Origin of the sequence: Streptomyces sp. NPDC045470, assembly GCF_040646595.1 — a bacterium.
GTDB lineage: Bacteria > Actinomycetota > Actinomycetes > Streptomycetales > Streptomycetaceae > Streptomyces.
The window spans coordinates 121,627-147,042 of the sequence record NZ_JBEZAN010000005.1; the positions used below are offsets into that span (position 1 = coordinate 121,627).

27 protein-coding genes and 1 pseudogene are annotated in these 25,416 nt (G+C 72.7%); 11 read left to right on the forward strand and 17 right to left on the reverse strand.

Going from position 1 to position 25,416, the window contains the following annotated elements; translation table 11 throughout:
- The first annotated feature begins 182 nt into the window (after nucleotides 1-182).
- The 5 genes and pseudogenes from AB0A97_RS17875 to shc all read left to right on the forward strand — a co-directional run bounded on the left by AB0A97_RS17875 (nucleotide 183) and on the right by shc (nucleotide 4,540).
- Nucleotides 183-944 (forward strand): hypothetical protein, encoded by a 762-nt coding sequence (locus AB0A97_RS17875; RefSeq protein ID WP_361150454.1) that lies wholly within the window; start codon nucleotides 183-185, stop codon nucleotides 942-944.
- A gap of 81 nt (nucleotides 945-1,025) precedes the next feature.
- Nucleotides 1,026-1,289: pseudogene (locus tag AB0A97_RS17880) on the forward strand (CHAT domain-containing protein); the annotation flags it as partial.
- 52 nt (nucleotides 1,290-1,341) lie between these two features.
- Nucleotides 1,342-2,019 carry a CD225/dispanin family protein gene (locus AB0A97_RS17885; protein WP_361150456.1) on the forward strand — a complete coding sequence of 226 codons (678 nt, stop codon included), beginning with the start codon at nucleotides 1,342-1,344 and terminating at the stop codon, nucleotides 2,017-2,019.
- A 2-nt stretch (nucleotides 2,020-2,021) separates the two neighbouring features.
- Nucleotides 2,022-2,396: a DUF2752 domain-containing protein gene (locus tag AB0A97_RS17890; RefSeq protein WP_361150459.1), complete on the forward strand. Its 375-nt coding sequence runs from the start codon at nucleotides 2,022-2,024 to the stop codon at nucleotides 2,394-2,396.
- Between the two features lie 149 nt (nucleotides 2,397-2,545).
- On the forward strand, nucleotides 2,546-4,540 hold the full coding sequence (shc, locus tag AB0A97_RS17895; protein WP_361150461.1) for a squalene--hopene cyclase: 1,995 nt from the start codon (nucleotides 2,546-2,548) through the stop codon (nucleotides 4,538-4,540).
- On the opposite strand, the gene AB0A97_RS17900 is transcribed toward shc, so the two are convergent.
- From AB0A97_RS17900 to AB0A97_RS17920, 5 genes are all read right to left on the reverse strand, one after another.
- Nucleotides 4,537-5,385 (reverse strand): hypothetical protein, encoded by an 849-nt coding sequence (locus AB0A97_RS17900; RefSeq protein WP_361150463.1) that lies wholly within the window; start codon nucleotides 5,383-5,385, stop codon nucleotides 4,537-4,539. The genes shc and AB0A97_RS17900 overlap by 4 nt on opposite strands.
- Nucleotides 5,382-6,017, reverse strand: coding sequence for an ABC transporter ATP-binding protein (locus tag AB0A97_RS17905; protein WP_361150465.1), 636 nt, complete (start codon nucleotides 6,015-6,017; stop codon nucleotides 5,382-5,384). The genes AB0A97_RS17900 and AB0A97_RS17905 overlap by 4 nt, the downstream gene beginning before the upstream one ends.
- Before the next feature lie 13 nt (nucleotides 6,018-6,030).
- A complete protein-coding gene (locus AB0A97_RS17910; protein WP_361150467.1) occupies nucleotides 6,031-6,930 on the reverse strand; it encodes a UbiA family prenyltransferase in 900 nt (299 codons plus the stop codon).
- 79 nt (nucleotides 6,931-7,009) lie between these two features.
- Nucleotides 7,010-8,077, reverse strand: a complete 1,068-nt coding sequence (locus tag AB0A97_RS17915; protein ID WP_361150470.1) for a polyprenyl synthetase family protein — start codon at nucleotides 8,075-8,077, stop codon at nucleotides 7,010-7,012.
- A 308-nt stretch (nucleotides 8,078-8,385) separates the two neighbouring features.
- On the reverse strand, nucleotides 8,386-9,462 hold the full coding sequence (locus tag AB0A97_RS17920) for a type I phosphomannose isomerase catalytic subunit (RefSeq protein WP_361150473.1): 1,077 nt from the start codon (nucleotides 9,460-9,462) through the stop codon (nucleotides 8,386-8,388).
- Between the two features lie 252 nt (nucleotides 9,463-9,714).
- Between AB0A97_RS17920 and AB0A97_RS17925 the strand changes: the two genes are divergently transcribed.
- Entirely contained in the window at nucleotides 9,715-9,888 is a 174-nt protein-coding gene (locus AB0A97_RS17925) for a CsbD family protein (protein ID WP_361150475.1), read from the forward strand.
- A 113-nt stretch (nucleotides 9,889-10,001) separates the two neighbouring features.
- Here the strand turns inward: AB0A97_RS17925 and AB0A97_RS17930 are convergent, their stop codons facing one another.
- Genes AB0A97_RS17930 through AB0A97_RS17940 form a run of 3 tightly spaced genes read right to left on the reverse strand, consistent with a single transcriptional unit; the run spans nucleotide 10,002 to nucleotide 10,924 of the window.
- On the reverse strand, nucleotides 10,002-10,274 hold the full coding sequence (locus tag AB0A97_RS17930; protein WP_361150478.1) for a hypothetical protein: 273 nt from the start codon (nucleotides 10,272-10,274) through the stop codon (nucleotides 10,002-10,004).
- Nucleotides 10,275-10,319: 45 nt separating this feature from the next.
- Nucleotides 10,320-10,532 carry a hypothetical protein gene (locus tag AB0A97_RS17935; protein WP_361150480.1) on the reverse strand — a complete coding sequence of 71 codons (213 nt, stop codon included), beginning with the start codon at nucleotides 10,530-10,532 and terminating at the stop codon, nucleotides 10,320-10,322.
- A gap of 5 nt (nucleotides 10,533-10,537) precedes the next feature.
- On the reverse strand, nucleotides 10,538-10,924 hold the full coding sequence (locus tag AB0A97_RS17940) for a VOC family protein (RefSeq protein ID WP_361150483.1): 387 nt from the start codon (nucleotides 10,922-10,924) through the stop codon (nucleotides 10,538-10,540).
- A 355-nt stretch (nucleotides 10,925-11,279) separates the two neighbouring features.
- On the opposite strand from AB0A97_RS17940, the gene AB0A97_RS17945 reads away from it, so the two are divergent.
- Nucleotides 11,280-11,954 carry a hypothetical protein gene (locus tag AB0A97_RS17945; protein WP_361150486.1) on the forward strand — a complete coding sequence of 225 codons (675 nt, stop codon included), beginning with the start codon at nucleotides 11,280-11,282 and terminating at the stop codon, nucleotides 11,952-11,954.
- A gap of 106 nt (nucleotides 11,955-12,060) precedes the next feature.
- Here AB0A97_RS17945 and AB0A97_RS17950 read toward each other — a convergent pair whose 3' ends face one another.
- The gene (locus AB0A97_RS17950; protein WP_361150489.1) at nucleotides 12,061-12,477 is read right to left on the reverse strand and encodes an SRPBCC family protein; all 417 of its coding nucleotides are present in this window, start codon (nucleotides 12,475-12,477) and stop codon (nucleotides 12,061-12,063) included.
- Nucleotides 12,478-12,732: 255 nt separating this feature from the next.
- On the opposite strand from AB0A97_RS17950, the gene AB0A97_RS17955 reads away from it, so the two are divergent.
- Nucleotides 12,733-13,266, forward strand: a complete 534-nt coding sequence (locus AB0A97_RS17955) for a 2,4'-dihydroxyacetophenone dioxygenase family protein (protein WP_361150492.1) — start codon at nucleotides 12,733-12,735, stop codon at nucleotides 13,264-13,266.
- A gap of 118 nt (nucleotides 13,267-13,384) precedes the next feature.
- The gene (locus tag AB0A97_RS17960; protein WP_361150494.1) at nucleotides 13,385-14,386 is read left to right on the forward strand and encodes a helix-turn-helix domain-containing protein; all 1,002 of its coding nucleotides are present in this window, start codon (nucleotides 13,385-13,387) and stop codon (nucleotides 14,384-14,386) included.
- A gap of 94 nt (nucleotides 14,387-14,480) precedes the next feature.
- On the opposite strand, the gene AB0A97_RS17965 is transcribed toward AB0A97_RS17960, so the two are convergent.
- From AB0A97_RS17965 to AB0A97_RS17975, 3 genes are all read right to left on the reverse strand, one after another.
- A complete protein-coding gene (locus tag AB0A97_RS17965; protein ID WP_361150497.1) occupies nucleotides 14,481-15,857 on the reverse strand; it encodes a hypothetical protein in 1,377 nt (458 codons plus the stop codon).
- Nucleotides 15,858-16,340: 483 nt separating this feature from the next.
- Nucleotides 16,341-17,045 carry a ribonuclease H gene (locus AB0A97_RS17970; protein ID WP_361150499.1) on the reverse strand — a complete coding sequence of 235 codons (705 nt, stop codon included), beginning with the start codon at nucleotides 17,043-17,045 and terminating at the stop codon, nucleotides 16,341-16,343.
- A gap of 114 nt (nucleotides 17,046-17,159) precedes the next feature.
- Nucleotides 17,160-18,167, reverse strand: a complete 1,008-nt coding sequence (locus AB0A97_RS17975) for an alpha/beta fold hydrolase (protein ID WP_361150502.1) — start codon at nucleotides 18,165-18,167, stop codon at nucleotides 17,160-17,162.
- Between the two features lie 370 nt (nucleotides 18,168-18,537).
- Between AB0A97_RS17975 and AB0A97_RS17980 the strand changes: the two genes are divergently transcribed.
- Nucleotides 18,538-19,743, forward strand: coding sequence for a helix-turn-helix domain-containing protein (locus AB0A97_RS17980; RefSeq protein WP_361150504.1), 1,206 nt, complete (start codon nucleotides 18,538-18,540; stop codon nucleotides 19,741-19,743).
- Nucleotides 19,744-19,814: 71 nt separating this feature from the next.
- On the opposite strand, the gene AB0A97_RS17985 is transcribed toward AB0A97_RS17980, so the two are convergent.
- From AB0A97_RS17985 to AB0A97_RS18005, 5 genes are all read right to left on the reverse strand, one after another.
- On the reverse strand, nucleotides 19,815-20,144 hold the full coding sequence (locus AB0A97_RS17985) for a DUF3140 domain-containing protein (protein WP_361150507.1): 330 nt from the start codon (nucleotides 20,142-20,144) through the stop codon (nucleotides 19,815-19,817).
- A 73-nt stretch (nucleotides 20,145-20,217) separates the two neighbouring features.
- Nucleotides 20,218-21,183 carry an endonuclease/exonuclease/phosphatase family protein gene (locus tag AB0A97_RS17990; protein WP_361150509.1) on the reverse strand — a complete coding sequence of 322 codons (966 nt, stop codon included), beginning with the start codon at nucleotides 21,181-21,183 and terminating at the stop codon, nucleotides 20,218-20,220.
- Nucleotides 21,180-21,428 (reverse strand): hypothetical protein, encoded by a 249-nt coding sequence (locus AB0A97_RS17995; protein ID WP_361150511.1) that lies wholly within the window; start codon nucleotides 21,426-21,428, stop codon nucleotides 21,180-21,182. The genes AB0A97_RS17990 and AB0A97_RS17995 overlap by 4 nt, the downstream gene beginning before the upstream one ends.
- Before the next feature lie 95 nt (nucleotides 21,429-21,523).
- The gene (locus AB0A97_RS18000; protein WP_361150513.1) at nucleotides 21,524-22,834 is read right to left on the reverse strand and encodes a nitrate/sulfonate/bicarbonate ABC transporter ATP-binding protein; all 1,311 of its coding nucleotides are present in this window, start codon (nucleotides 22,832-22,834) and stop codon (nucleotides 21,524-21,526) included.
- Nucleotides 22,835-22,937: 103 nt separating this feature from the next.
- Nucleotides 22,938-24,671 carry an ABC transporter permease subunit gene (locus AB0A97_RS18005; protein ID WP_361150516.1) on the reverse strand — a complete coding sequence of 578 codons (1,734 nt, stop codon included), beginning with the start codon at nucleotides 24,669-24,671 and terminating at the stop codon, nucleotides 22,938-22,940.
- A gap of 512 nt (nucleotides 24,672-25,183) precedes the next feature.
- Between AB0A97_RS18005 and AB0A97_RS18010 the strand changes: the two genes are divergently transcribed.
- Nucleotides 25,184-25,366, forward strand: coding sequence for a hypothetical protein (locus tag AB0A97_RS18010; RefSeq protein ID WP_361150518.1), 183 nt, complete (start codon nucleotides 25,184-25,186; stop codon nucleotides 25,364-25,366).
- Nucleotides 25,367-25,416 lie beyond the last annotated feature (50 nt).

A 25,416-nucleotide genomic window follows, 5' to 3' on the forward strand; every position in this document is an offset into this window, starting at 1 on the left:
GGCTCGCATGTGCCGTGTGCGGCCCGTACTCCGGCGCCGGGACCATCATGCTCCCCCGGGGGGCGCCCCTGAAGGGCCTCGCGCCTTCTGCGGGCACATGTGGGGACCTCCCCGAAGCGCGGCCTCCGCACGGGGAGTTGACTGGCGGCACGCGCGGACACGGAGAACACGGGGGGCGCGTCATGACAGGCTCCGCAGGGCCCGTTCCTCGGCTGGACGCGGTCGAGATCAAGGCCACGTTCTCCGGCGCGCGGGCGGAGGTGGCCGCCAAGGCTCTGGCACCGGACGACGGGGGCGTCTGGTGCCAGGTCTTCTTCTGTGAAGGGCCCCGCCACCGCCACCCGGGCGAACTGCCGCTGCTGGAGGCCGGCGTGATCCTCCGCCTGCGGTCCCGCCAGGGGAAGAAGGGCGACACCACGGCCAGACTCCGCCCCTGCCGCCGCGCCCGCGTCCCCGCCCACTGGCTGGACTTCCACCGGCACGGCGACGACGAACTCCGCCTGGAGAGCGACTGGGCGGGCGAGCGTCAGGTCCTCGCGGCCTCCCTCACCCGTACCCGGGACCGCCAGGACATCGACGCGGTGGCCTCCGGGCACCGCCCGCTGCACACCGCCTTCTCCGCCGCCCAGGAACGCTTCCTCGCCGACTGCGCGGACCTCGCCGTCGACTTCCGGGAGCTGACCGTCTACGGGCCGGTGCGCGCCCAGCGCTGGCGCGACGTCCGCCGCCGGCACCACGAACTGTCCGTCGAACGCTGGACGGTGACCCCGCGCACCGGACCGCCGCTGGACTGGCTGGAAGTCTCCGAGCGGGTGGAACCGGAGGGCTCCGAGGTCGTCCGGGCATCTCTGCTGGCCCTGCTCCGGCGGCTGGAGCTGGAGCCGGACCTCGCACAGGAGAGCAAGACCCGGCGCGTCCTGGAGGCGCTGACCAGAGACGCGTGACGGGACGCGGGGGAGGTGGGCAGCATGGGGGGACCGCCGTTCCACCTGGACGTGTTCGAGGTCCGGGGCGAGTGGGTGAGCATGCCGGTCGCGGTCCGCGCCCGCGCCCCGCACGTCGCGCACTTCTTCGGCCACGGCGGCTTCGACGGCCCCCAGACCGGGTCCGGGCACCTGGGACTGTCCGCCGAGGACGGGGCCGCGACGCACGTCCGCGGTCCGGACCTGGGCCGCCTGATGCACGACGGCCCGCAGGTGCGGCTGGTCGTCCTGGACGCCTGCGAGTCGGCAGCCGGGGGCGCCGAGGGCGTCTTCTGCGGCACCGCCGCGAAGATCATGCGGGAGGGCGTGCCCGCCGTCGGCCGACCGGGCGACGACGCCTGCACGCGAGGGCGTGAAGATGACGCGGGAGGGGGATGGGGGTACGGCCCCGGCCCCGGACCGGTTACTCCGCCGCCTGCCACTCCTGTCGCAGCCGTCACTCCCCGCACCATGGCTCCCTCGGAGCCGGACACCGGAGAGGCCCACGACGCAGGCCGACATCTTCACCACCGTCACCACCGTCACCACCGTCACCACCGTCACGACCGACACCACCGTCACGACCGACACCACCGTCACGACCGACAGCCCCCACGGGCCGACGTACCGACTGGACAAGGAGGCCGTCATGGCCTATCCGCAAGGCCCGCCCGGCGAGGACCGGGGCGGCAACACCCCCTGGGCCGGACCGTCCCAGCCACCGCCCGCCGGGCCCCCGCCACCGCCGCAGTACCAGCCCCAGTACCAGCAGCCGTATCAGTCACCGCAGTACGGCCCCGGGTACCAGCAGTACGCCAGGCCGCCCCAGAACTACCTGGTCCCGGCGATCCTGGTGACGCTCTTCTGTTTCCTGCCCACCGGCATCGCGGCCATCGTCTTCGCCACCCAGGTCAACGCCAAGGCCGGCGTCGGTGACCGGGCCGGCGCCGAGGCGGCGTCGAAGAAGGCGAAGCTGTGGACGTTCATCAGCCTCGGGGCCGGCCTCTTCGCCGGCCTCCTCGTCCTCCTCTCCAGCGCCGCGGGTGGCGGCTACTGACCGTGCCCGCGCCGCACCGCGCCCGGCGCCGGACGCTCGAAGCCTGGTCCGGCGCCCTGCTGTTCGCCGCCCTGACCGTACTGGTGGCCCTCCGCGACCCCGAAGTGTCCGGGCACTACCCCGGCTGTCCGTTCCGCTCCCTGACCGGCCTTTCCTGCCCCGGCTGCGGCACCTTACGGGCGCTGCGCGACCTCACCCGGGGCGACGTGGCCGCCGCCCTGGCCCACAACCCGCTCTTCGTCGCCGCCCTGCCCCTGGCCCTGTTCTCCTGGCTGCGCGCGGTCCGGGGCCGGCCGCCCGTGCTGACGTCGGTGTGGGCGGGGGTGACCGGCGGGGCCGTCCTGCTCCTCTGGGGCGTTCTGCGCAACTGTGCATGACCGGGTGAGCGGGGGCCGGGGGAGCGCGGGGTACCCCTTCGTGGGGCGGACAGCGGCAGACAGGTGATATCCCGCGCGCCGGGTACGCCCGTGCGGGAGATGCGGGCAGCTTCCTGGTGTCCGTACCACCAGCGAGGTGCAGGAGTTCCATGACGACGACAGCCGACGACGCGCCACGGGAGAAGGGCCCGCTCCCGGCGGAGGGGGCGGGCCTCCGTTTCGCCTGCCCCCCGTCCGACGGGACGGAGGAAGCGGCTCGGCGCGCGGTGCTGCGGGCCACCGACCACCTGCTGGCCCGGCAGCACGCCGAGGGCTGGTGGAAGGAGGACTTCAGCACGGACGTGAGCTATGACGCCCACGACCTGTTCCTACGGCACGTGCTGGGCATCCTCGACGAGCGGGTGGCCGCCGCGAGCGGCCGGTGGATCCGCTCGCAGCAGAGCGCGGACGGCTCCTGGCCCCTCGTCTTCGACGGCGCGGGCCACCTCGGGACCACCGTCCAGGCGTATGTGGCGCTCCGGCTCGCCGGGCACCCCCCGGACGCGGAGCACATGTCCCGGTGCGCGGCGTGGGTCCGCGAGCAGGGCGGCGCCGCGGCCGCTCCGCTGGAACCACGCATCTGGCTCGCCATGCTCGGCCTGTGGAGCTGGGACGACCTGCCCGAGATCCCGCCGGAGATCATCGCGCTGCCCAAGTGGGCGCCCATGAACATCTATTCCTTCGGCTACGCGATGCGCCAGGCGCTGGTGTCCCTCGGCGTCATCAGCGCGTACCGGCCCGTGCGGCCTGCTTCCTTCGCCATCGACGAACTCTTCGTCGTGTCCGACGGCTCCGACGCTTCCGCCCACGGACCGGCGCCGATCACGAGCTGGGCGGGCGTCTTCCAGCGCGTGAACACCGCGTTGCGCGCGTATCGCAGCGTCGCGCCCGGCCCGGTGCGCCGGACCGCGACGAACGCCTGTGCCCGCTGGCTCATCGACCGGCAGGAGGCGGACGGGAGCTGGGGGGCGTGCACCCCCATCACCACGTGGGTGGTTCTCGCCGTGCACCTGCACGGCTACCGGCCGGACCACCCGGTCCTCAAGGCCGCCCTCGGCTTTCTGGAGGACTGCGCCTGCTGGCCCGAGGACGGCGTACGGAGACTGGAGACCGTGCAGAGCCCGGTCTGGGACACCTGCCTGTCGGCCAACGCGCTCCTCGACGCCGGCCTGGCCGCCGACCACCCCGCGCTGACCGGGGCCGCCGACTGGCTGCTCACCCGGCAGACCGACCGGCCCGGCGACTGGGCCGTACGGCGGCCCCGCCTCGCTCCCGGGGGCTGGGCCTTCGAGTTCGAGAACCAGAACTATCCGGACACCGACGACACCTCCGAGGCGGTCCTCGCGCTGCGCCGTATCCGCCATCCGGACCCGGCGCGTGTCGACGCCGCGGTGCGCAGGGCGGTGCGCTGGAGTCTCGGTCTGCAGAGCGCGAACGGCGGGTGGGGCGCCTTCGACGCCGACAACACCAGCACCCTGCCCGGCAAACTCCCCTTCTTCGACTACGGCGCGTACTGCGCGGACGCGCCCGTGGCCGACGTCACCGCCCACATGGTCGAGATGCTGGCGGCCCTCGGCATGCGGCGCGACCCCCGCACCCGGCGGGCCGTGCGCTGGCTGCTCGCGCAGCAGGAGGACCACGGCGCGTGGTTCGGGCGCTTCGGGGTGAACCACGTCTACGGCACCGGTTGCGTCCTGCCGGCTCTCGTGGCCGCCGGGGTTCCCGAGGGCCACCCGGCCGTGCGGCGTGCGGTCGCCTGGCTGTCGTCCGTGCAGAACGAGGACGGCGGCTGGGGCGAGGACTGGGAGTCGTACACCGATCCGGCGTGCGTCGGCCGTGGCGTGTCCACCGCCTCGCAGACCGCCTGGGCGCTGCTCGGACTGCTCGCCGCCGGAGAACGCGACAGCGCCGCTGTACGGTCCGGGGTGTGCTGGCTGACCGAGCGGCAGACGGACGCCGGAACCTGGGAGGAACCGCAGTTCACCGGCACCCTCATGCCCGGGGGAGTGGCCTGCCGGTACGAAGGCTACCGGCTTGTCTTCCCCCTCATGGCCCTGGGCCGCTACGCCCGGCGGCACAGTACGGGCCCCGGGGACTCCCGCTAGCGGGACCGTCGGCAGGCGGCCCGTACGACGGCCTCCGGCGGGCCGGCCGCGGTCACCGGTGCGGGAACCCCGGTGGCCGCGGCGCTCACCGAACAGTGGGAGCGGGTGCGGACGTGGAAGACGAGCAGGGCCGAAGCGCTGGTCGCGGCGGCCCAGGCGAGCGAGAGGAGGCTGTGGAGCCAAGGGGTGCCGGAGGTGAACGCGGCGGCCAGCGTGAGCTGGTTCGCGCCGTACAAGGGCAGCACTTCGAGACCGGACAGGTCGACCACGGTGAAGACCGGGTTCTGCAGGCCGGTGTCGACCAGGCTGAGCATGATGACGAGGAAGAAGCCTTCCAGCTCACCACGGACCAGCGACCCCAGCAGCAGACCGATGCCGCCGTACGCGAGGCCGGCGCCGAAGAGGCCGAGGGCCAGCGGGCCCCACTGCCGTACGGGCACCGAGGCCCCCAGCACGGCCACGGTGTACAGGGCCAGGAGAGCGGTGATGAGGGCGACGGCGGTGACCTTCGCCAGCAGCATCGGGACGCGGGGGTAGCCGGCCAGCAGCAGCCGGCGGTCCATCTCCCCGGCCTTGAACGTCTCCATGAACGTCACGAAACCGGTGACCAGGGTGACGGCGGCGAGCGCGTTGACGACCTGACTGACGTGGCTCGCCTGCGAGACGGCTCGGATGCCGAGGGAGTCCAGGGGGAAACGCACCTCCCGGTCCGAAGCGCACAGGCGGGCCACGGCGATCCACGCGGGAATGAAGGCGACCGCCAGGAGCAGTGCCATACGGTTGCGCAACTGGCCGAGGAGCGTGCAGTGCAGCATCTCGGCGAACGCCGCCGGGTACGGCCTCATCGGACGGTCTCCTCGGTCTCCAGGCGGCCGTCGCGCAGGTGGCCGACCGCGTCGAAGTGGTGCAGGTCGTGCAGCAGGTGCGAGACCACGACGATCGAGCGGCCCGCGTCGCGCAAGCGGGCCGCCAGCGCCCAGAAGCGCTGGTGGGTGTCCCAGTCGAAGCCCTGGTACGGCTCGTCCAGCACCAGCAGTTGCGGGTCGTGCATCAGGGCGATCAGCAGGTTCAGCTTCTGCCGGGTCCCTCCGCTGAGCTCCCCGGTCCGCCGGCGCCCGCAGTCGGCGAACCCCAGTACGTCCATCAGCTCGTGGGCCCGCGCCAGGGAGGACAGCCGGTAGGCCACCTGGAACAGCCGCAGATGCTGCAGGACGGTGAACGACTCGTTCAGCACGGCCTGCTGCGGGCAGTACCCCACCGCCCCGGCGCGTACCACCGTGCCCCGGTCGGGCGTCAGCTCTCCCACCGCGATGCGCAGCAGCGTGCTCTTGCCCGTGCCGTTCTCGCCGACCACACCGACCAGCGCCCCGGGCGGTACGTCGAGGTCGGCGCCGCGCAGCACCTGCCTGCGGCCGTACGCCTTCCAGACGCCCTCGATACGCAGCCGTGACTGCCGTTGCGTGACCTCTGACGGCACATGGGCCCTTTCGTCAGCGAAGTGTGTAGATGGATGCGGCGAGGGCGAAGGTGTACCACTGCTCCACCAGGCGGTAGCTGCGCTGGTCGTGCTCCGGGCCCCGCAGGAACAGCACCCGGACCGCCAGCAGCAGGCTCAGGCCGCACAGGAACACGTCGGTGGCGACGGTCCACCAGTGCGGCCCGGCGGGCGCCATCAGGAAGTGGTGGATGAACACGGGGCCGACGGCGAAACCGGCGCACAGGAAGATCCGGGTGGGCAGTTCGCCGAAGACCAGCGGCATGGTGGAGCGGCGGACCGCGCGGTCGCCGTGCAGGTCCCGCAGGTCCTGGACGGACATCAGGAAGGTCACCGTGATCGTCAGCGTCACGATCCAGCGCCACGCGTCCGGTGTGAGCGTGGTGACGATCTCCCACGCGGCCATCAGCTGGGCGATGACCCCGATCCCGGCGTACAGGTTCCTGCCCAGCCAGTGGCGGCCCCAACCGTACTCGTGCTGGAGCAGGGAGAGGATCTGCCACATCAGCGCCCACTTCAGCACGCCCAGGCAGTAGCCGTACACGGGGAAGGTGATCCGGACGGCGATCAGGCGCAGCCGGGCGCCCCGGACGGTGCTCTCCCCGGTGACCAGCGGCCGGAAGGGTTTGTTGAGGCGGTCCTCCTCGACGCCGACCAGTTGGTTGGCCAGGGTGTGCTCGTAGATGAACAGCCAGAAGTACACCGCTCCCAGGGCCGTGACGGCCGCGGCCTCGCCCAGGGGCAGCCGCGCGTGGACGGTGGCGGCCACGACGAAGCAGGTACCGGGGAAGACCGTGGTCCAGCGGTCGACGCGGATGAACAGCCAGCTCAGGCGGATCTCCCGCCAGACGGTCTGCACCACCGTCGTGGACGCGCTCGTCGTCGGGGTCGTCATGGGGCGGCTCCGTACTGGTCGGGCGGCGGTTCCCGGTCCGCTCGGCGCGCGGTGCCGTCGGCGGACGCGGCCGCCGCACTCATGCCGTGCGGTGGACGGCCGCCTCCGCGACGGCCCTGAGCGTGCGCACCGCGCTGTGCGTGAAGGGCGCCACGTCCAGGACGTCCAGCGCCTGCCGGTACCGTTCCTCGATCATCCGCTCGACGTCGGCCCGGGCCCCGGTGCTCGTGAGGATGTCGCGGACCTCCGCGGCGCCCGGCTCGTCCAGCTCCGGGTCGCCGATCAGCGCGCGCAGCCGGTCGGCCTGCGCGGGAGCGGCGGCCCGCAGCGCGCGGACGACGAGGCTGGTGCACTTGCCCTCACGCAGGTCGTCCAGGTGCGACTTGCCCATCCGGTCCGGGTCGCCGAAGACCCCGAGCACGTCGTCCCGGAGCTGGAACGCCTCGCCGAGGGGCACACCGTAGGCGCTGCAGGCGTCCAGGACCTGCTCGTCCGCGCCGGCCAGGGCAGCGCCGACCTGCAAGGGCCGTTCGATGGTGTACTTGGCCGTCTTGTAGCGGACGACGGTCAGCGCCGTCTCCATGCTCACGTCGAGATCGCCGGTGGTCAGCAGGTCCAGGTGCTGACCGGCGATCAGTTCGGCGCGCGCGAGGTCGACGACGCGCAGTACGGCGACGCGGTGGGCGTCGGGCATGGGCGTGGTGTGCAGCAGTTCGTCGGACCAGACGAGGGCGAGGTCGCCCACCAGAATGGCGCCGCTGGTGCCGAAACGGTCCGCCATCTCCGGCAGGGGATGCCGGTCGGCCAGCAGCCGGTGGACCGAGGGGCGTCCGCGCCGGCTCTCGGCCGCGTCCATGATGTCGTCGTGCACGAGGGCGCAGGCGTGCGCCAACTCGATGGAGGCGGCCAGTCTGACGGCCTGCGCGGGGTCTCCCTCGCCGCCCGCGGCGCGCCATCCGGCCACGCACAGCAGCGGGCGGACCCGCTTGCCTCCGTCGATGAAGTCGCGCAACAGGAGGACGAGCGCCGACTGACCGGGTACCGCGGAGGTCTGCGCCCTCTCCGTCAGGAACGAGGACAGCAGGTCGTCGATGGCGGCGCGGGGGGCGAAGAACTCGGACTCGACCGGAAGCGTCTCAGTACGCATCGGAAGGGCGCGTCCCCGCTCCGAGGGCCGACTCGGGTGTGTGCCCGACGAGGCGCGGACCGCTGCCGGCCGGGCCGGGCCGCCGGGTCCCCGGATCTCCGGAGCTGCGGTGAGCACGGCCCGACAGGTCCGGAGCCGGCGGGGTCTGGGCCGGCTGAAGCTTTTTGTTCATTCATCCAATCCTTCGGTCAACTGCTGCCCGTGCTCCCGAACGAAGGGTGGGCCTAGTTGATGTACACCGAAGTCCTAGGAAAACATGCATATTCAGGCGTTTTTTACCTATTTGTAGTAAGCGCTGGCGGGACGGTTCACCCGGTCGCGCCGAGCCCCTCGCCCAGAGTGGCGATCACCTCGGGAGTGTGGCCCGCGGCGCGGAGCGGGGCCCGGACGTCGCGTTCCAGGTCGGGGAGGTAGCCGAGGAGCACGTCGGCGGGGCCGTGGACACGGACGCCGGAAACCGTCGCGGCGGGCAGCAGCAGGGTCTCGGCCGGGCCGAGGGTCTCCCGCACCGCACCGCACGTCACCTCCGTCGCGGCGCCGATGTTGCTGAGCACCACGCACGAGTCGAACGCCGGCACGGCGTCCCCCGGCGCCCGTACCCGCCAGTTCTCCAGCGCGAAATACGGCCCGGCACACAGCATCCGGCGCTCCACCCCGCCCTCCGTCGGCAGCCGCAGCCCGCCGTGGAAGTCCGGGCGGTGCTCCGGCTTCCACTCGCACAGCAGCGCCTCGACGTTGGCCCGCCACTGCGTGTCGTCGATCGGCGCGCCGTCCTCCATCCGGTGGCGCATCGCATGCTGTTGCAGGTCGGAGGTCTGCTCGATCTCGTAGACGAGGGTGTCGGGGCCGAAGCTGTGCGGCGTGCCGCCCGGGACGTACAAGGTCTGGCCCGCGCGTACGGGCAGGCGCCGCAGGACGGCGTCGAAGTCCTGGTCGAGCAGCGCCCGACGCAGCCGCTCGTGGTCCACGCCCGGCCGTACGCCGGCCAGCGCCGTACTGCCGGGCGGCGCGTACAGGATGTGCCAGGCCTCCGTCTTGCCGTTGGGTTCGCCCTCCCGCTCACGGGCCGCCGTGTCGTCGGGGTGCAGATGGACCGGCAGGGGCCGGCGCGCGTCGATGAACTTCGTCAGCAGCGGGAACCGGGGGCCGCGCCAGCCAGGCCCGACCAGTTCGTCGGGGTGGCTCAGGGCCAGCTCCCGCAGGGTGTGACCGGCCAGCGTCCCGTTCAGGACGTGGGAGTGCTCCCCCTCGACATCACTGACCTCCCACGTCTCCGCCACCGGCCCGTCGGGCAGCCCGGCCCGGCCGAGCCGTTCGGGAACGGCCCGGCCGCCGAAGACATGCTGCTTGACCGGTGTGGTCAGCCGCATCGGATACCAGTTCATCGTTCGAGTACACCCCTGCTTTCCGCGCGTCCGGATTCATTACGCCGACCGCTGGCGCGCCCCGGGCCGGCCGTACGGCGGACGTGGCGGTGCCGGCGTGGCGCGGGTGCCCGGGCGCGGACCGGCCGAATCCCGCCCCCCTTTGTCGGCACGGGGATTTCCGCCCGTACGAAATCGCTCTGTTTACCGGCCGGGTCCACGGGCACGCGACTGACTGTCAAGGAAACGGCTCGACCGAAAAGGAGCGCGACCATGACCGCCGACAAGAAGGCTTCCACGAAGGCCGAGCGCGCCAAGGGCGCGGTGAAGGAGAACGTCGGCCGTGCGGTCGGCAACGAACGCATGACGGCGGAGGGCCGCGCGGAACGCGCCAAGGGCGACGTACGCGAGGCGGGCGAGAAGGCCAAGGACGCCTTCAAGCGGTGACATTCCCGGTGTGACCTGCCTCTTGGGCGCAGCGCCCTGATGTGACCCTTGGTGCCCCCGCGCAGTCTTCTGCGCGACCCTCTGAAAGACGCACGCGGATATGCGCGTACAGATCAGAGTTCCGGGCGGTGGCTCGGCGGAATTCCCGCCGGACCATCGCCCGGCCCATTTTTCCGGAACATGTTCGGGACGTTTCGGCGGAACTCAGCGGCCGCGGACGACCAGTCCCGCATGGCCGCGGGGAGCATGGTCAGCGTGTAGAACCACCACACGGGGTCGGCCCGCAGCGCGGCACACAGCAGGAGGTCGGCCGCCAGGCACCCGCCGAACACCAGCAGGGCCCGGCCCGTACGGTCCGACCGGACTCCGAGCAGGTACGCCGTCACGGCCAGCGCCGGTAGACAGCCGTTCCCCGGGGTGACGGAAACTGATCAGGCCCAGCGCGCACAGCCCGTCGGCGACGACCACGGCTGCCCCTGGCCACTCGCGGCCGCCCGCCACCACCGCGGCCAGGACGAGCGGCGGCAGCACCAGTCCCACGGCGACCGGGCCCGCGGGTGGTCCCGGTGGTCCAGCACGGCGGCCACCGACAGCACGGCCCACCACGCCGCGTCGCGGACGGCCGGGCCCGTCTTGACCGCCATCGCCGTTACGCCTCGGCGTCCTGCGGGTACCAGCGCAGCTCGACCGTGTTGCCGTCCGGGTCCAGGACGTACACGGACTGCGCGTCGCCCCGGGCGCCGTACCGTCGGCCGGGGCCGTCCACGACCGTGAAGACGCCCGAGTCGATGACCTGCTGCCAGTCCAGCGGCTCGACGACCAGGCAGATGTGGTCGACGTTGGACTCGCCGCGATCCCCTTCGACGAGGTCGATGATGGTCGTCGGGCTCACCCGGGCGGAGGGGAACGGGACCTCGCCCGCGCGCCACTCCTCGACGCGTACCGGTTCCAGGCCCAGCGGGCCGCAGTAGAAGCCGAGGGCGCGCTCGGCGTCCGCGACGTTGAGGACGAGGTGGTCGAAGGCGATGACGCGCATGGGAATCGTCCGTCTCCTGGAGAATGAAGGGGTTCTTGGGGTGCGGTCCGCCGCTGGTCGGCGGCCCGTGGTGGACGATAGCGGGCGCGCCCGGCCGTGTGATCGGCCGTCGGGACTGCGTCCGAGGTCCCGGTCGGAGGCGACGGAGGTCCCGGTCGGTGACGGACCGGCCGGTGACGCCATTGATCCAGACCAATAGGGACGTTTCTGGATCAACTATAACTTTACTGTCACTTGGTGTTATGGGGACTCTGTTTACACCAGCCTCTCAGGCAACAGGCGGCGGCCGTTGGCCTGTTGACGGGTCAACGGCCGGCCGCGTTCACGAGGCAGGGCGAGAAGCAGGGGCAGAGACATGGCGAGGAACCGCACCGTGCGGTACGGAGGGCGTGCGCTGGTGCTCGCGGCGGCGGCCGCGGGCCTGGTCGCGGCGGTGACCGTGCCCGCAGCGGCGGCCGACGGCCCGGACCGCAGGCAACTGATAGCCGACTGCGCTTCCGGCGAAGGCAAGTGCACCTTCAACGAGCCGGTACTCGGCACGGCGTACCTGGGCGACTTCCGGCAGGTCTCCAGCTCGCTCCACAACTGCACCACGTCCCCCGCCACCCAGTCGATGGGCTGGTCGGACACGGTGGGCTCCAGCGACTCGGCCGGTGTCTCCGTCACCGCGGGCGGCAAGCTCGCGGGCATCATCGACCTCGGCGTCACCGCGACGTACAGCCACACCTGGTCCAGCTCGCACACCGAGAACAGCTCGCTGAACATGACGGTGCAGCCCGGCGAGGTGGGCTGGATCTCGCGCGCCCAGGTGATGCAGACCGTCTCGGGCACCTGGCAGACCCACTACGACAGCCCCAAGTGGGGGCACTACTACTGGTTCGTCCCCGACACCGTCACCGGCCCGGCCGCCAACGGTACGGACGGCGTCAGCAACGCGGTGGTGGTCAAGACCCGCAAGATGACGGCGTCCGAGAAGGCGTCCTGCGCCACCGGCGCGCACCGGGGGGAGACCTTCCGGCTGAAGCGCTGAGGACGGGCCGCGTACGGGGGCGCGGCCACGGCCGCCGCGGGCGGTCGTCCGTACGGCACCGTGTCCGCCCGTGGACGCGGAGTCCCCGCCCGTACGCCCACCTCCGTCAGCCGGCGGCGCCGCCGTCCATGCGCAGCCGTACCAGCTCGTCCAGGCGCTCCAGACTGCGGTCCAGCTCGTCGGTCACCGCGTCGGCGCCGGGGTCGTGCTGCTCGTCGAAGAAAGACAGGTGGACCGTCACCTCGCTGGCGCCGCTGCCGATGCCGGCGACCTGGAGCCAGCCGGCGTAGCTGCCGCTGTCCCTGGTGCCCCACTCCAGCCGCATCTGCTCCCGCTCGGCGCGGAAGAGACCGGCCTCGTCCTCGCCCGTACGGTCCTCGTGCACCGTCACGGCCGGCAGGTCCGCCGCCTCCACGTGCAGTCCCTGCGGCAGCCAGCTGTCGAGTTGTCCCACGACACTCGCCTGATCGAACACATGCTCAGGCAGCGCGGGCATCGTACGGGAACGCTCGTATTCGCTCATGCCAAACCCATCGTCGTCGCAAGCCTTCCGTGCCCCCTCCGTAAGCGTCTGCCCGCAGAAGGCGTGTGAAGGCCCCACAACCACCCGTTCGCTGTGACAGGTCCGTCCTTCAGCCTCACCGCCACCGGCCACGACGGCGGGCGGCGGCGACGGCGGCAACAGGCAAGCGCGGTGTCCGTCCCGGGGAAGACAGGGCGGCCGTGGCCGGGTTGACTTCCGGCCACCCACCCGACCGGACGGAATGCGGAGCACGCCATGCCCGAGCAGCCAGGCGACGAGTTATGGAAGAACCTCCAGCCGATCAAGGACTCCTTCAAGCCGGACGCCCTGCCCGAGGTGTACATCCAGGGCGCCGCCACCGACGACGACCGGTACTACGCCCCCTTCACCGAGACCGTCGGCTCCCGCCCGCTGTGGATCAACGTCAAGGACAACACCTGGTCCGACATCCTGTACGCCAGGGAAGCGGGGCTGGTCAACCGGCACTACCACCCGCACGAGGTGTTCGCCTACACCCTCTCCGGCACGTGGGGTTACCTGGAGCGGCCCTGGACCGCGACGGCCGGGGACTTCGTGTACGAGGCGCCGGGCGAGGGCCACACCCTGGTCGCGTACGCGAGCGACGCGCCCATGAAGACCCTGTTCATCGTCAAGGGGCCGCTCATCTGGCTCGACGAGGACGGCGGGCCCACCGGCTACTTCGACGTGCACGACTACATCGCCATGTGCCGCGCCCACTACGAGCGGGTGGGCCTCGGCGCCGACTACGTCGACGGCCTGTTCCGCTGAGCGGGCGCCGCCCTTCCCGGCCCGTGTCCGGGCGCGGCGTCCCGGAGTAGGCTGCGCCTCCCGGCCCGGCCCCCCGGGGTCGCGCCACCGGACGCTCGCTCACGGCAAGGAGGCGGAGTTGCCCGGACATCCCGCCCCCGGCTACTCCCGTATGTCCACCCGGTCCGTCGCCCCGGCGGACCGGGTGGACCTGTGGGAGGACTACAACCGTCAGGCCCTGGTCGGCCTGCGCTGCTCCCCGCACTCCGAGGACGGCCTGCCGGCCACCCAGACCGACACCGGGCTCGGCAGTCTGCGGCTCGCCGACATCGCCGGCAACGAGCACGTCGTCGAACGCAGCCCCCAGACCTGCCGGACGTCCCCCAAGGACTCGGTCTTCGCCTCGCTGCTCGTCTCCGGCCAAGCGGTCTTCCTGCACAGCGGCGGCTGCTTCACCCTCGGCACGGGCGACCTGGTCCTCTACGACACCCGCCGCTCGTACCTGCTCGGATTTCCCACCGCGATGCGCCAACTGCTGGTGGACGTCCCCCGCGAGGTGTTCACCGAGCGGTGCCTGCCCGGCGGGGTGCCCACGCCGCTGGTCTTCAGCAGCGGTACGGCGGCCGAGGCGCCGCTCCTGCGCCGCCTCGAAACCGTCCTGTCCGCCCGCTTCGGCCGCCCGGACCCCGGCGACACGGCGGCGGCCGAGCGCCGCGTGCTGGAGCTGGTGCACTGCCTGGCCGTACGCGGCGGCCCGGACGGCACGGACCGGGGCGCCCGGCTGCTGCTGGCCCGGGACCACATCGACCGGCACCTCGCCGACCCCCGGCTGTGCGCCGCCCACGTGGCGGCCGCGCTCGGCATCTCCACGCGGCAGCTGAGCCGGGACTTCCGGCGGGCCGGCCTGAGCCCGTCCCGCCACATCCTCGAACGCCGCCTGGAACGGGCCCGGCAGCAACTCTCCGACCCGGCGTCGGCCCGGCTGACGGTCGCGGACATCGCCCACCGCTGGGGATTCGCCAGCCAGCCGCACTTCACCCGCGTCTTCCGTGAGCACTTCGGCCGGACACCGGGCGAACTCCGCCCGCCCCGCCCTGCCCGGGGCGGCGGGCAGGAGAATGCCCTCCGCGCGGAGAACTGAGCGCGCGGAGGGCAGCGGGCCCGTACCGGCCGCCGTGCACGTCGGCCGGTACGGGCCCGTCCGGGATCAGACGTCCGGGATCAGCCTTACGGGATCAGTCGTCCGACAGCGGGACGTTGTAGACGACACGGCCGTTCAGCTCGGGGCGGGGGCGCACGTACTTGCGGTACGGGGACTCGTTGGAGACCCAGAGCTGTTCGGTGGCGGGCCAGTACGACAGGTTCTCGGCGGCCGCCGGGGTACGGCTCCACACGCGCACGGCACCGCCCGAGTCGCCCCGGTACAGGCAGTACGGCTCACCGAACACCCGGCGGGCGTCCGGGCACATCGCGGTGAAGTAGAACCGTTCGTCGTGCTGGACGACGCCCTGCGGTCCGGCCAGCGGAACACGGTACCCGGCACTGGCCCGTACCAGCCCGCGCTCGTCGGAGCGCAGCAGGTGGGACGACGGGCTCAGCGGCCAGCGCACCACACGGGAGGTCGGCGAACTGGTCTCGACGGTCACCAGCGACGGCGCGAACGACGCACCGTGGTCGATGGAGGCGCCGCTGAAGCACGGCGTCTCGTCCGTCCTGCTCCCGCACCCGTTACGGCCGACGAAGGAGTACTGCGCGACCTGCGGCAGCGCCGCCGCCTGCCAGTTGGCGCTCACCGAGCCGCGGCGCACTCCCACGCGCCCGGAGGACGTGGTGGTGGCCCACAGGTGGCGTACGTCGAAGACGCGCAGCCGCTCGCTGCTGTACAGGAAGAGGTAGGGGCCGTACCAGGAGAGGGTGTCGCCGTGGCCCTTCAGAGCGGTGAACCCGCCCTGGCCCCGCGGGGTCACGAGCAGGGCACTGCGGTACCGGGGCCGTCCCCGGTCGGTGACGTCCGTGAAGGACACCTTCATGAAGTGGTCGATCTGCTTGGCGCCGCGCCAGGGCCGGTTCGCGGGGTTGCGCGGGGCGCTGGGGTGGTCGTAGCTGGACGCCCAGCTCGCGGCGACGATGCTGCGCCCCTGCCAGCGGCCCGAGCGCGGCTCGGCCTCACCGGACCCGGTGAGCCCCTGCGGAACGTACGCCCAGCCCAGGTCGTCCGCCGACCCGCGCTGCCAGCAGAAGCCGTCCGCGCCGGACAGCGGCACCCTGGTCGGACAGCGCGACAGGTGCACCGCCGCCTGCGGACGGGAGTTCAGCCAGGACGTGAGGGAAGCCGGACGCAGCTCACGGTGGCGTCGTTCGAGCGCCAGCACGCGTCCGCGGTCCGACCCGTCGTACCGGAGCTGGAAGCCCTGGTGGCCGATGGGGGTGATGACCCCCCTGGACCTGCCGCCGGGCATGGCCCGCTGCGGGAGCTGTTCGTGCTGGAAGGCCCGCTGCTCGCCCGCGTGGGCGTAGCGGGACGAGTCCGCGGCGGCCGGCGGCGGCTCCTGGGACGTCGCCGCCGGGGCGCCGACCGTGAGGGCGGCCGCCAACGACCCTACAGCGGCCACCAGGGCTGTACACCGAGAAAACTTCAATTCTACCAGCCACTCTTTCCGCAATTCCGTCCCCGGGCCGCGCGCACGGCGCCGCCGGGATGCGGCGCGGTGCAGACGCGGGGCGGGGGGAGGTGGTTGCAGCGTCATGGGGCTCCCCGAATGGCAGCTCCCTGATCACGGCAGAAAGGATTCCACCGATGGGCCGCCTTGGTGGAGTACGTCGGCGTCAACAGGCACGTACTTCACCCGTACGAGGTATGCGTGGCAAGGACGATGCTGGTACTGAATCGTTTTCGTCAGTAAATAGGATGAGCTTTTGAGAAAGCAATACGAGTGTCGGAGCGGGTCGTCACGCTCATATTTCCGAGGAATTGCCCGCGGCGGGGGCGGTGGCCATGCGATCCGCCGAGCGGCACCACATTCTCCCGTACGTATGCGGGAGTCACGGATGCGCAGCCGCCCCGCGGGTGGCCCGCGGGGCGGCTGCGTACGGTGCTATCCGGCCGCTCCGGCGCACGCGGGGTGACCCCACCCGTCCGGGTTCTTCGCGATCGTCTCGCCCTTGCCGTACGACTGTCCGCACCGGCACTGGCCGGGGAACCGCGCCTTGACGGAACCGCCCCGCGGCCGCGCGCCCTTGCCGGCCCGCGCGGACGGGACGCGGGCGGCCGACGACTGCCGGGGCCGCCCGCCGGACGCCGCGCCGGCCGGTTCCGGCGCGGGGAGCGCGGAGCCCAGGGCGCTGCCGATGGCCTGCTGGGTGCGCGCGGTCTCGCTGGCGGCGCCGTCCGCCGCCGCGTTCAGCGGGTCGCCGTCGACCTGGTGGGCCGGTACGTAGACGAACTCCACCGTCCGCCCGGTGAGCAGCTCGTCGATGCCGACGATCAGGTCACGGTTGGCCACCGGCTTGCCCGCCGCGGTCTTCCAGCCCTTCTTGCGCCAGCCCGGCAGCCAGGTGGTGACCGCCTTCATCGCGTACTGCGAGTCCATCCGCACCTGGAGCGGCACGGCGGGGTCGGTGGCCGCCAACAGCTCCCGCAGCGCGGTCAGTTCCGCCACGTTGTTGGTCGCGGTGCCCAGCGGGCCGGCCGCCCAGCGCTCCACCGTCCCCGCGCCGTCCCCGACGACCCATGCCCAGGCCGCGGGCCCGGGGTTCCCTTTCGACGCCCCGTCGCACGCGGCTGTGATCTGTTCTGCCATCCCTCGATACTGCCAGCCTTCGCGGCCCGCGTTGACCACCGGCCCGCCCGGCCCCAGGAGCCCCGGCGGCCGGGCGGGGCCGGTGGCCCGCCCGCCCACCGGGGCCGTACCGGCTCAGCAGGTGGGGCGCTGGGCGTGGGCCGGGTCGAGGGCGTTCTGGACGAGGCGGGTCGCCGTCCGGTCGTAGGTGATGTTGATGTGGGCGGTGGTGTTGAGAAGGCAGTGGCTCTGGATCGTCTGGTTGCTGACGTTGCGGGCCGGTGCCAGGAACGCCGAGGTGTACGGGGTCACGACCTCGTCGTACCAGGTGGCGATCACGGTGTAGTCGACGTCCGGATCGGTCTCGCCGCCCGCGTTCAGCTCCTTCAGGAAGCGCGAGCCGACGATCTGCTGCTCGCAGGCGGGACAGGCCGCGCCGACGACGACGTCCGCGCCGGGTATCAGCCGGGCCAGCAGGCCCAGGCCGAGGAGCGAGGTGCCGTGGTTGGACGGGACGAGGGCCACCAGGCGGCCGACCTTCGCCGCCCCGCCCAGGTTCTTGATGTAGTGCCGCGGCAGCATGCCGCCCTGCGAGTGCCCGACGATGTCGACCTTGTCCGCGCCGGTCGCCGCCCGCACCCGGTCGACGAACGCGGCGAGCTGTCGGGCCGAGGCGGCGATGTCGCCGGTGCCCAGGGCCGGGCCCTCGGTCCCGCCGTAGTTGAGGGCGAAGACGCAGTACCCGTCGTCCTTGAGCTTGGGGGAGAGAGCGGCCCAATTGGCGTACCGGTTCTCGAAGGTGCCGTGGACGAGGACGACCGGACGGGGGTGCGCGCGGCCCGGCTCGCACGTCCAGTCGTTGGCGCCGGTGGGGAGGGCGGTGGGCCGGGTCGTGGAGTAGAGGAAGGCGGACAGGAAGTTGCCCTGCGGCGGGCCGACGGGGTCGGCGGCGGTGGACGTGCCCGAGGTGGTCGTAGCGGGCGCGGAGGCCGTCGTGGGTGCCGAGGCCGTCGTGCGTGCCGCGGCTGTCGCGGGTGCCGCGGTGGCTCCGGCCAGCACCAGGCCGGCCGCCACCGCGAGCCCGGTCAGCGGGGCGATCGGACGTCTCCGGTGTCTTGCGCGCATGGTCCCGTTGCTGCGCATCAGTTGTTCTCCTCATGCCGTGGTTCGGTACGGGCGCCACAAGGGCGGACACCACGGCGCCGGACCGGCGTACCGGGGCCGCGTGGTGCGTGCGGCGTCCGGGAAGCTACCGGCGCGTCATGTCGGGACCACGTTCGCGCCGTACGGCCCGTGGCACCAGGGAAAGCGGTGAGGAGAGGGGAAAGGTGTCATCCGCGTGACACTTCCGTACACCACCGGGTCAGCCGCCGCAGCCTCCGTACAGCGGCCCGGAGGCGGGACGGCTCGTGCGACCGCCCGCACAAGGCTGGACCGGCGGGGCCGGGAGAGGGCACGATCCCGGCCCGGGGACATGCGCGTCCCGCCGTCCACGGTCCGGAGGAGACCCGCGATGCACACAACGCCGGGTGACACGTTCGCGCGCGGCCCCTGGCACGAACTGCCCACGGTGTTCGGCGCGTTGCTGCGCCCCCGGATCGACGCCATCGCCTCCGGGATGGTCGAGGCCATCCGCCGGGAAGTGCCCGCCTACCGGCGCCCGCTCGACTCCTCCGTGGGCCGGGACCTGGTCGCTTCGGTGTGCCGCGCGATGCGCCAGTTCGCGGAACTGACGGAGGCCCCGGAGAGTCCACAGGGCCACCACGTACGGCACTTCCGCCACCTGGGCCGCGTGGAGTTCCTCAACGGGCGCACCACGGACGGGCTCCAGGCCGCCTTCCGGGTCGGCGCGCGGGTCGGCGGACGCCGTTACGCCGAGATCGCCCGTACGGCCTCGCTGCCCACCGAGATCGTCCTGCCGCTGCACGAAGCCGTACTGACCCACATCAACGCCCTGTCCAACGAGGCGGTCAGGGGCTTCGTCGCCGCCCAGGCCCACGCGGAGGACGAGGTGCAGCGCAGTCGGCGGTCCTTGGCGCAGGCGCTGCTGGAACAGCCGCACGGCGCGGCCCGCGAACCGCTCGAACCCCTCGCGGCGCGGGCCCGCTGGCCACTGCCCGCCGAGGTCGCCTGCCTCGTCGTACGCGGTGCGGCGGGCAGCCGCCGCACCGTGCCGTGGCCGGACGCGCTGGTGCTGCCGCGCGGCGCCGATCTCGTCGCGGTCCTTCCGGAGCCGACCGGCGGCGGCCCCGCCGGGACCGCGGACGTACGCGCCGCGGTCCGCGGCCGTACCGCGGCGCTCGGACCGGCCGTCGCGCCGCGCGACGCCTGGCTGTCCCTCGTCTGCGTACGGCTCGCGCTCAACCACCACCGGGACACGGGCGCGCCGGACGGCGCGTTCCTGACCGTCGGCGACCGGCTGGCCGACGTCCATCTGCTCGGCGGCGCGCACATCGGGCGCCTGCTGGGGGACCGCGCACTGGGCGTCCTCGACGGGCTGCCCGCGGGCCGGGCGGCACGGCTGGCGGAGACGCTCGAAGCGCTCCTGATGTCCTGGGGCCGTACCGCCCCCGAGGTCGCCCGGGCCCTCGGCATCCACCCGCAGACGGCCCGCAAACGCCTGCGGCACCTGGACGCGCTCTTCGACGGCCGGCTCGCCGACCCAGGGTTCCGCTTCGAGGCGCTGCTGGCGCTGCGCACCAGGGCGCTACGGGGCTGAGCCGTACGGGCCGCCCGGTACGGGACAAGCGCCCGGTACGGGGCCGCCGTGCAGCCGGGGCGGCCCGGTGCTCACTCCTTCAGCGGGTCGTGGCCGATGTCCATCAGGCCATGACGCCAGTCCGCGCCGCCGGCCTTCGGGTCCGTGCCCTCCGGGTGCTGGCTGCCGACGATCTCCACGACGCGGCGCATCGCCTCGGCGTCGCTGCCGGTGAGGTCGGTGCGGCGCTTGCCCAGGATCTCCAGCACCTGCCGTCCCAGGGGCCGCCCGGCCCGGTCGGGAACCTCCTCGCTGTTCTCGCCCGCGGACTCGACGCTCAGCCATTCCCGCAGCTCACGTGAGGTCATGTTGACGGCCTTGTGGAACTCGTCCCACAGCCCGTCGTCGATCTGCGCTGTCATGGACGCCTCCTGGAGATCGCTTCGAACGTACGCACACTGGGTGTCCGGTGGCCCGCCCGGACAAACCCGGCGCTCACCCGCGCAGCCCCACCAGCACCGGCCGGTGGTCGCTGCCGAGGCGGTCGGGGAGCACGGTGGCCCCGGTGGTGCGCAGCCCGCGGACCAGTACGTGGTCGATGCGGACGAGCGGGAACGCCGCGGGCCAGGTGAAGCCCGGGCCCCGCCCGGCGGCGCGCTGGGCGGAGGCGAGCTGCCGGGCCAGCGGCGCCAGGCCCCGGTCGCGCAGACTGCCGTTCAGATCGCCCAGCAGCACCACGCGCGCGGCCCGGTCCGCGCCGATCCGGGACGCCAGCTCGGCCGCGCTGCGATCGCGTGCCCCTGTGGTGAAGCCCGCGTCGGCGCGGACGCGTACGGACGGCAGGCGCACGGCGTAGAAGGCGGTGTCGCCTCCGGGGGTACGGACCAGGGCCCGTATCGCGTGCGGCCAGGCGCCGCCCAGGTCCAGGGCCGTCACCTCACGCACCGGGTGACGCGACCACAGGCCCAGGGTGTTCGCGGTGGTGTGGTGGGGGTAGGCCGCGCCGAGCGCCTTCTCGTACGCGGGCAGGGCGGCTGCCGGGACCTTCTCCAGCGCGACCACGTCGGCGCCCGTGCCGGTCACCTGCCGGGCGACGTCGGCGGGGGAGGTGCGGTCGCCGCCGACGTTGTACGTCAGGACGTGGAAGTCGGCCCGCGCGCCGTCCCCTCCCGGAAGGTAACCCGGCAGGAACTGACAGGCCCACACGACCGCGGGCACCAGCGCCGCGGCCACCCCCACCACGGAGCGGCGCAGCGCCGCCCACCCGAGCAGGACCGGGACCGCGGCGCCGAACCAGGGCAGCGCGGTCTCGACCAGGCTGCCCAGATGGCCCGGCGTGTTGGGCAGCAGGCCGGGGAAGGCCAGCAGGGCGGCGAGGAGCAGGGCCGGTACGGCCGTCCGGAGTCCGGGCCGCCGCCGGGCACCGGCAGCGCCCCGGGCCGGCCCCCGCCGCCGGTTCACCGACGCCGCCCGTCCGTACGGCGTGAGAGGCAGCGCCAGCCCGCGACGGCGAACCCGACCGCGGTGCAGCCGGCCCCCAGGAGCCCCGCGCAGATGAGCCGGGTGGCGGCCGGCGGCGACAGGGCGACGGCGGCCACCACCACCGCCGGGAGGACGGCCACGGCGAGCAGGACGCGGATGCCCTCCGCCACGCCGGTGCGGTTCGCGGACGAGCCGGGTGCGGTCTTGCGCTGGCGCTGGTGCATGGTGCTTCTCCTCGGGTACGGGCCGGAGCCACTCGCGGATGACGGCTCCCGTCGGCCCGGGATGCCACCGCCTGGCGTCCTGGGCGTCCGTGGGGCTAGGCGGCGTTCGCGGGGCGGTGCTCGGCGGGCAGCAGCAGGACGCGGTCGTCGGCGTCGTACTCGTACAGCTCGGCGTAGCGGCCCCAGGTGACCGCCGTGGCGAGCTGCCGGCGCGCGGCGTGCTCGGGGACGTGGCCGCAGAGCCGGCCGACCAGGTACGGCTCGCGCAGCCGACCGCTCGCCGAGGCCAGCAGGAGCGTGCGGATGGTGGCGACGAGCGGGACGTTGGCGAGTGCGGCGGCCGCGAACAGGTGCTTGCGCGGGAGGATGTCGGCGCGCGCGAAGCCGCGGCCGGTCACCGTGAGGTGCAGCCGGTTGGCGGTGACCTTGGCGTAGCCGAGCAACTGGGCCGCTTCGACCAGCGGCATCAGGTCGTCGACCTCGTACGACAGCGCGTCGGCCAGCGCCGCCAGGTCCATCGAACCGCCGCGGGTGTCCAGGAACTCCAGCAGACCGGTCAGGGCCTCCACGGAGGCGTCCGGCAGCGGCCCGGCGGCCCGCAGCGGGTCCTGGGCGACCGCGTCGTCGGGCGCGGCCGCGGTGCGCCGGCCGGTCAGCGCTTCGTACGCGTCCTCGACCAGGGCCTCGAAGCCCGGGTCGCGGCGGTCGCGCGGGCGCGGCAGGGCGACGCGCAGCTCGGCCTTGACGCGGCCCGGGGCGGTGTCGAGCACCAGGATCCGGTCGGCGAGCTGGACGGCCTCCTCGATGGAGTGGGTGACCAGCAGGGCGGTGCGGGTGGGGGAGTCGGGGTGGGCGAGCAGGTCCAGCAGCTCGTTGCGCAGGGTCTGCGCGGTCAGCACGTCCAGGGCCGAGAACGGCTCGTCCATCAGCAGCACGTCCGGCTCGACGACCAGCGCACGGGCGAAGCCGACCCGCTGCCGCATCCCGCCGGACAGCTCCTTGGGGTAGGCGTTCTCGAAACCGTCCAGGCCGACCATGTCGATGGCGCGCAGCGCCCGGCCCCGCCGTTCGACGGCGTGCACACCCCGGGCCTGGAGGCCGAGTTCGACGTTCTGCTGCACCGTCAGCCACGGCATCAGGGCGAAGGACTGGAACAGCATCGCCGTGCCGGGGTTCGGGCCGGTGACCGGCTTCTCGCGGTAGTGGACGGTGCCGCCGGAGGGCGCGAGCAGTCCGGCGACGTGGCGCAGCAGCGTCGACTTGCCCGAGCCGGACTTGCCGAGCAGGGCGATGACCTCGCCCTCGTACAGGTCGAAGGTCACGTCGTCGAGGACCGGCAGGACACCGCCGGAGGGGCCGGGGAAGGTCTTGCGGAGGTTGCGGACGCTGATGACGGAGGTGTTCATGGTGAGGCTCCGAGGTGGTGAAGTGGTGAAGTGGGGAGGTGGCCGACGGCGGGGCGGGGCCGGGCGGGGCCCTTGGCCGGGTGCGGCCGGGCCGCGCGCACCGCTACAGCGCGCAGCGCTTCATCGCGAAGCGGTACAGCCGCCGCCAGAACAGCCGGTTGATGACGACGACGTAGACGCTCATCAGGACGGCGCCGAGGAAGTTGCGGGCGAAGTCGCCGTCGGTGGTGGCCTGCTGGATGTACGCGCCGATGCCGAACGCGGTGAGCGTGGTGGTGCCGTAACTGACGGTCTCCGCCTGGATCGAGGCGTTCCAGGCACCGCCCGACGCGGTCAGCGCCCCGGTGACGTAGGAGGGGAAGACGGCCGGCAGGATCAGCTTCCGCCAGCGCAGCCACCCGCGCAGCCCCAGGTCGGCGGCGGCCTCGCGCAGGTCGCCGGGGATGGCGCCGGCCCCCGCGATGACGTTGAACAGCACGTACCACTGGGCGCCCAGCGCCATCAGCACGATGCAGCCCCAGTTCAGCGAGATGCCGGAGGCGCCGAGCACCACCACCGCGAGCGGGAAGACGAAGTTGGTCGGGAAGGAGGCCAGGACCTGCACGACCGGCTGGGCGATCCGGTTGACCTTGGGATTCATCCCGATCCAGGCACCGACGGGCACCCACACCACGGTCGAGAAGGCGACCAGCAGCAGCACCCGGCCGTAGGTGACCAGCGCCAGCAGCGCGTCGTGGCCGATCTCCGGCAGCGGCACGTGCGCCAGGACGTAGGAGAACGCCTTCCAGACGATGGCCGCGACGGCCGCGGTGTAGAGCACGGTGAAGGCGATGTCGGCCGCCCTGCGGCGCGCGGCGTCGTGCCGCAGCCGTCCGCGGCCGGTGCCCAGCACCCGCATGGCACGGTCCAGCCGCTCACCGGCCGGGCGCAGGGCACGCGCCAGGTGACCGGGCAGGGTGGAGCGGCGCAGCAGTTCCAGGAACCAACTGCGCGGCTGCTCGGCGATCTCGCACTCCTCGGTGCGGAACCGCTCGGCCCAGGCCGTCAGCGGCCGCCAGAAGAAGAAGTTGACCGACACCACCGTCACGATCATCACGACGACGGCCAGCGCGACCCGGGCGCCTTCGCCGTCGTCCAGGGCCTGGGCCACGTACGAGCCGATGCCCGGCAGGGCGTTGTCACGGTGGTTGACGCTGATCGTCTCGGAGGCACTGAGCGCGAACCAGGCGGCACCGAAGCTGATCATGCCGTTCCAGACCTGGGAGATCATGCCGCTGGGCACGTCCAGCTTCCAGAACCGCTGCCAGCGGGTGAGCCCCATCAGCCGGGCCGCCTCGTCCAGCTCCCGGGGCTGGGTGGCGAGCGACTGGTAGAAGGCCAGTGCCATGTTCCACACCAGCGCGGTGAAGACGGCGAAGACCGAGGCGCACTCCAGGCCCAGTGTGGAGTGCGGGAACAGGGCGACGAAGCCGGTGACGGTGATGCTGAGGAAGGTCAGGACCGGTACGGACTGCAGGATGTCGATCGCCGGGACGATCACCTTGGCGGCCCGCCGGGACCGCGCGGCCCAGGTGCCGAACACGAAGGTGAAGAGCACCGCGGGCACCAGTCCGGCGAACATCCGCAGGACGGAACGCGCCGCGTAGTACGGCAGATTTCCGGGGTCGGTGGAGACGGCCGGCGGATTTCCGGGACGGAAAGGCTGGTCGGTGGTGGCCCCGACCCGGGCCACGAGGTAAAAGAGCGCGACGACGCCGCAGATGATGAAGAGATCCACGGGGCGCATTCGGGCAGCGCGCATCGCGCCGCCGGACGGGAACTGGCGGAGTTTCGTCATGGAGGTACCCGAGAGAATTCGTGCGGGCAGGCCGGCGCGGCGGCGAAGCGGGTCGCCGCGGGGCGGGCGCGCTGCCCGGCAGACGGACGCCGCGGGCCGTACGGCCCGGTCAGCGGGGAGGGCGGCCAGCGGGACTGGGAGGATCGCCGTACTGCACAACGACCACCTCCTCGAATTCTTGGGCACTGGGCGTCACGGCCTCGAACGGTCGGCGCCGAAAAGAATGATGGCACGCAATGCGCGGCATGGTCAAAAACTTGCGCGAGATTTCCGGAAAGCTGAAAGCCTCTTCAGGAAATCGGTGACCGACGGCCCTGGGGAGGGTTCGGGGAAAGGAATCCGTAATTTCTGAGGAGGCGTTCAGGATTCGCCTGGCGGCGGGTTCGGGAAATTCTGAAGACGCGTTCAGAATTCGCCTGCGCGGGTCCTGGTCCTCCGCGCGGGGGCCGGTCCGGACCCGGACCGGCCCCCGGGGCGCCGGCGACCTCGCGGGTGATGGGACAATGGCGGGGATGATTAAGGAAGACCACCGCAGCGAGAACCAGACCGACCCGGCCGCCTCCGAGGACGCCGAGGCGGACACCGTACGGCGGCAGGCCCGGCTGACCCTGGCGGGTCAGGCCCGTGACGCCGACGAGCTGAAGATGCTCCTGGAGATGCTGGGCCTGCACCCCTCCCAGGAGGGCGAGAGCTGAGCGTCCCAGGGGAGCGGGAGCTGAGCGGATACGCGGGCGGGCCCGGTCCG

What these genes read in the sequence shown, in the direction of transcription:
- AB0A97_RS17875 (WP_361150454.1), top strand. Translation starts at nt 183, where the DNA reads ATGACAGGCTCCGCAGGGCCCGTTCCTCGGCTGGACGCGGTCGAGATC.
- AB0A97_RS17885 (WP_361150456.1), top strand. Translation starts at nt 1,342, where the DNA reads ATGACGCGGGAGGGGGATGGGGGTACGGCCCCGGCCCCGGACCGGTTA.
- shc (WP_361150461.1), top strand. Translation starts at nt 2,546, where the DNA reads ATGACGACGACAGCCGACGACGCGCCACGGGAGAAGGGCCCGCTCCCG.
- AB0A97_RS17900 (WP_361150463.1), bottom strand. Translation starts at nt 5,385, where the DNA reads ATGAGGCCGTACCCGGCGGCGTTCGCCGAGATGCTGCACTGCACGCTC.
- AB0A97_RS17910 (WP_361150467.1), bottom strand. Translation starts at nt 6,930, where the DNA reads ATGACGACCCCGACGACGAGCGCGTCCACGACGGTGGTGCAGACCGTC.
- AB0A97_RS17915 (WP_361150470.1), bottom strand. Translation starts at nt 8,077, where the DNA reads ATGCGTACTGAGACGCTTCCGGTCGAGTCCGAGTTCTTCGCCCCCCGC.
- AB0A97_RS17920 (WP_361150473.1), bottom strand. Translation starts at nt 9,462, where the DNA reads ATGAACTGGTATCCGATGCGGCTGACCACACCGGTCAAGCAGCATGTC.
- AB0A97_RS17925 (WP_361150475.1), top strand. Translation starts at nt 9,715, where the DNA reads ATGACCGCCGACAAGAAGGCTTCCACGAAGGCCGAGCGCGCCAAGGGC.
- AB0A97_RS17935 (WP_361150480.1), bottom strand. Translation starts at nt 10,532, where the DNA reads ATGGCGGTCAAGACGGGCCCGGCCGTCCGCGACGCGGCGTGGTGGGCC.
- AB0A97_RS17940 (WP_361150483.1), bottom strand. Translation starts at nt 10,924, where the DNA reads ATGCGCGTCATCGCCTTCGACCACCTCGTCCTCAACGTCGCGGACGCC.
- AB0A97_RS17945 (WP_361150486.1), top strand. Translation starts at nt 11,280, where the DNA reads ATGGCGAGGAACCGCACCGTGCGGTACGGAGGGCGTGCGCTGGTGCTC.
- AB0A97_RS17950 (WP_361150489.1), bottom strand. Translation starts at nt 12,477, where the DNA reads ATGAGCGAATACGAGCGTTCCCGTACGATGCCCGCGCTGCCTGAGCAT.
- AB0A97_RS17955 (WP_361150492.1), top strand. Translation starts at nt 12,733, where the DNA reads ATGCCCGAGCAGCCAGGCGACGAGTTATGGAAGAACCTCCAGCCGATC.
- AB0A97_RS17970 (WP_361150499.1), bottom strand. Translation starts at nt 17,045, where the DNA reads ATGGCAGAACAGATCACAGCCGCGTGCGACGGGGCGTCGAAAGGGAAC.
- AB0A97_RS17975 (WP_361150502.1), bottom strand. Translation starts at nt 18,167, where the DNA reads ATGCGCAGCAACGGGACCATGCGCGCAAGACACCGGAGACGTCCGATC.
- AB0A97_RS17980 (WP_361150504.1), top strand. Translation starts at nt 18,538, where the DNA reads ATGCACACAACGCCGGGTGACACGTTCGCGCGCGGCCCCTGGCACGAA.
- AB0A97_RS17985 (WP_361150507.1), bottom strand. Translation starts at nt 20,144, where the DNA reads ATGACAGCGCAGATCGACGACGGGCTGTGGGACGAGTTCCACAAGGCC.
- AB0A97_RS17995 (WP_361150511.1), bottom strand. Translation starts at nt 21,428, where the DNA reads ATGCACCAGCGCCAGCGCAAGACCGCACCCGGCTCGTCCGCGAACCGC.
- AB0A97_RS18000 (WP_361150513.1), bottom strand. Translation starts at nt 22,834, where the DNA reads ATGAACACCTCCGTCATCAGCGTCCGCAACCTCCGCAAGACCTTCCCC.
- AB0A97_RS18005 (WP_361150516.1), bottom strand. Translation starts at nt 24,671, where the DNA reads ATGACGAAACTCCGCCAGTTCCCGTCCGGCGGCGCGATGCGCGCTGCC.
- AB0A97_RS18010 (WP_361150518.1), top strand. Translation starts at nt 25,184, where the DNA reads ATGATTAAGGAAGACCACCGCAGCGAGAACCAGACCGACCCGGCCGCC.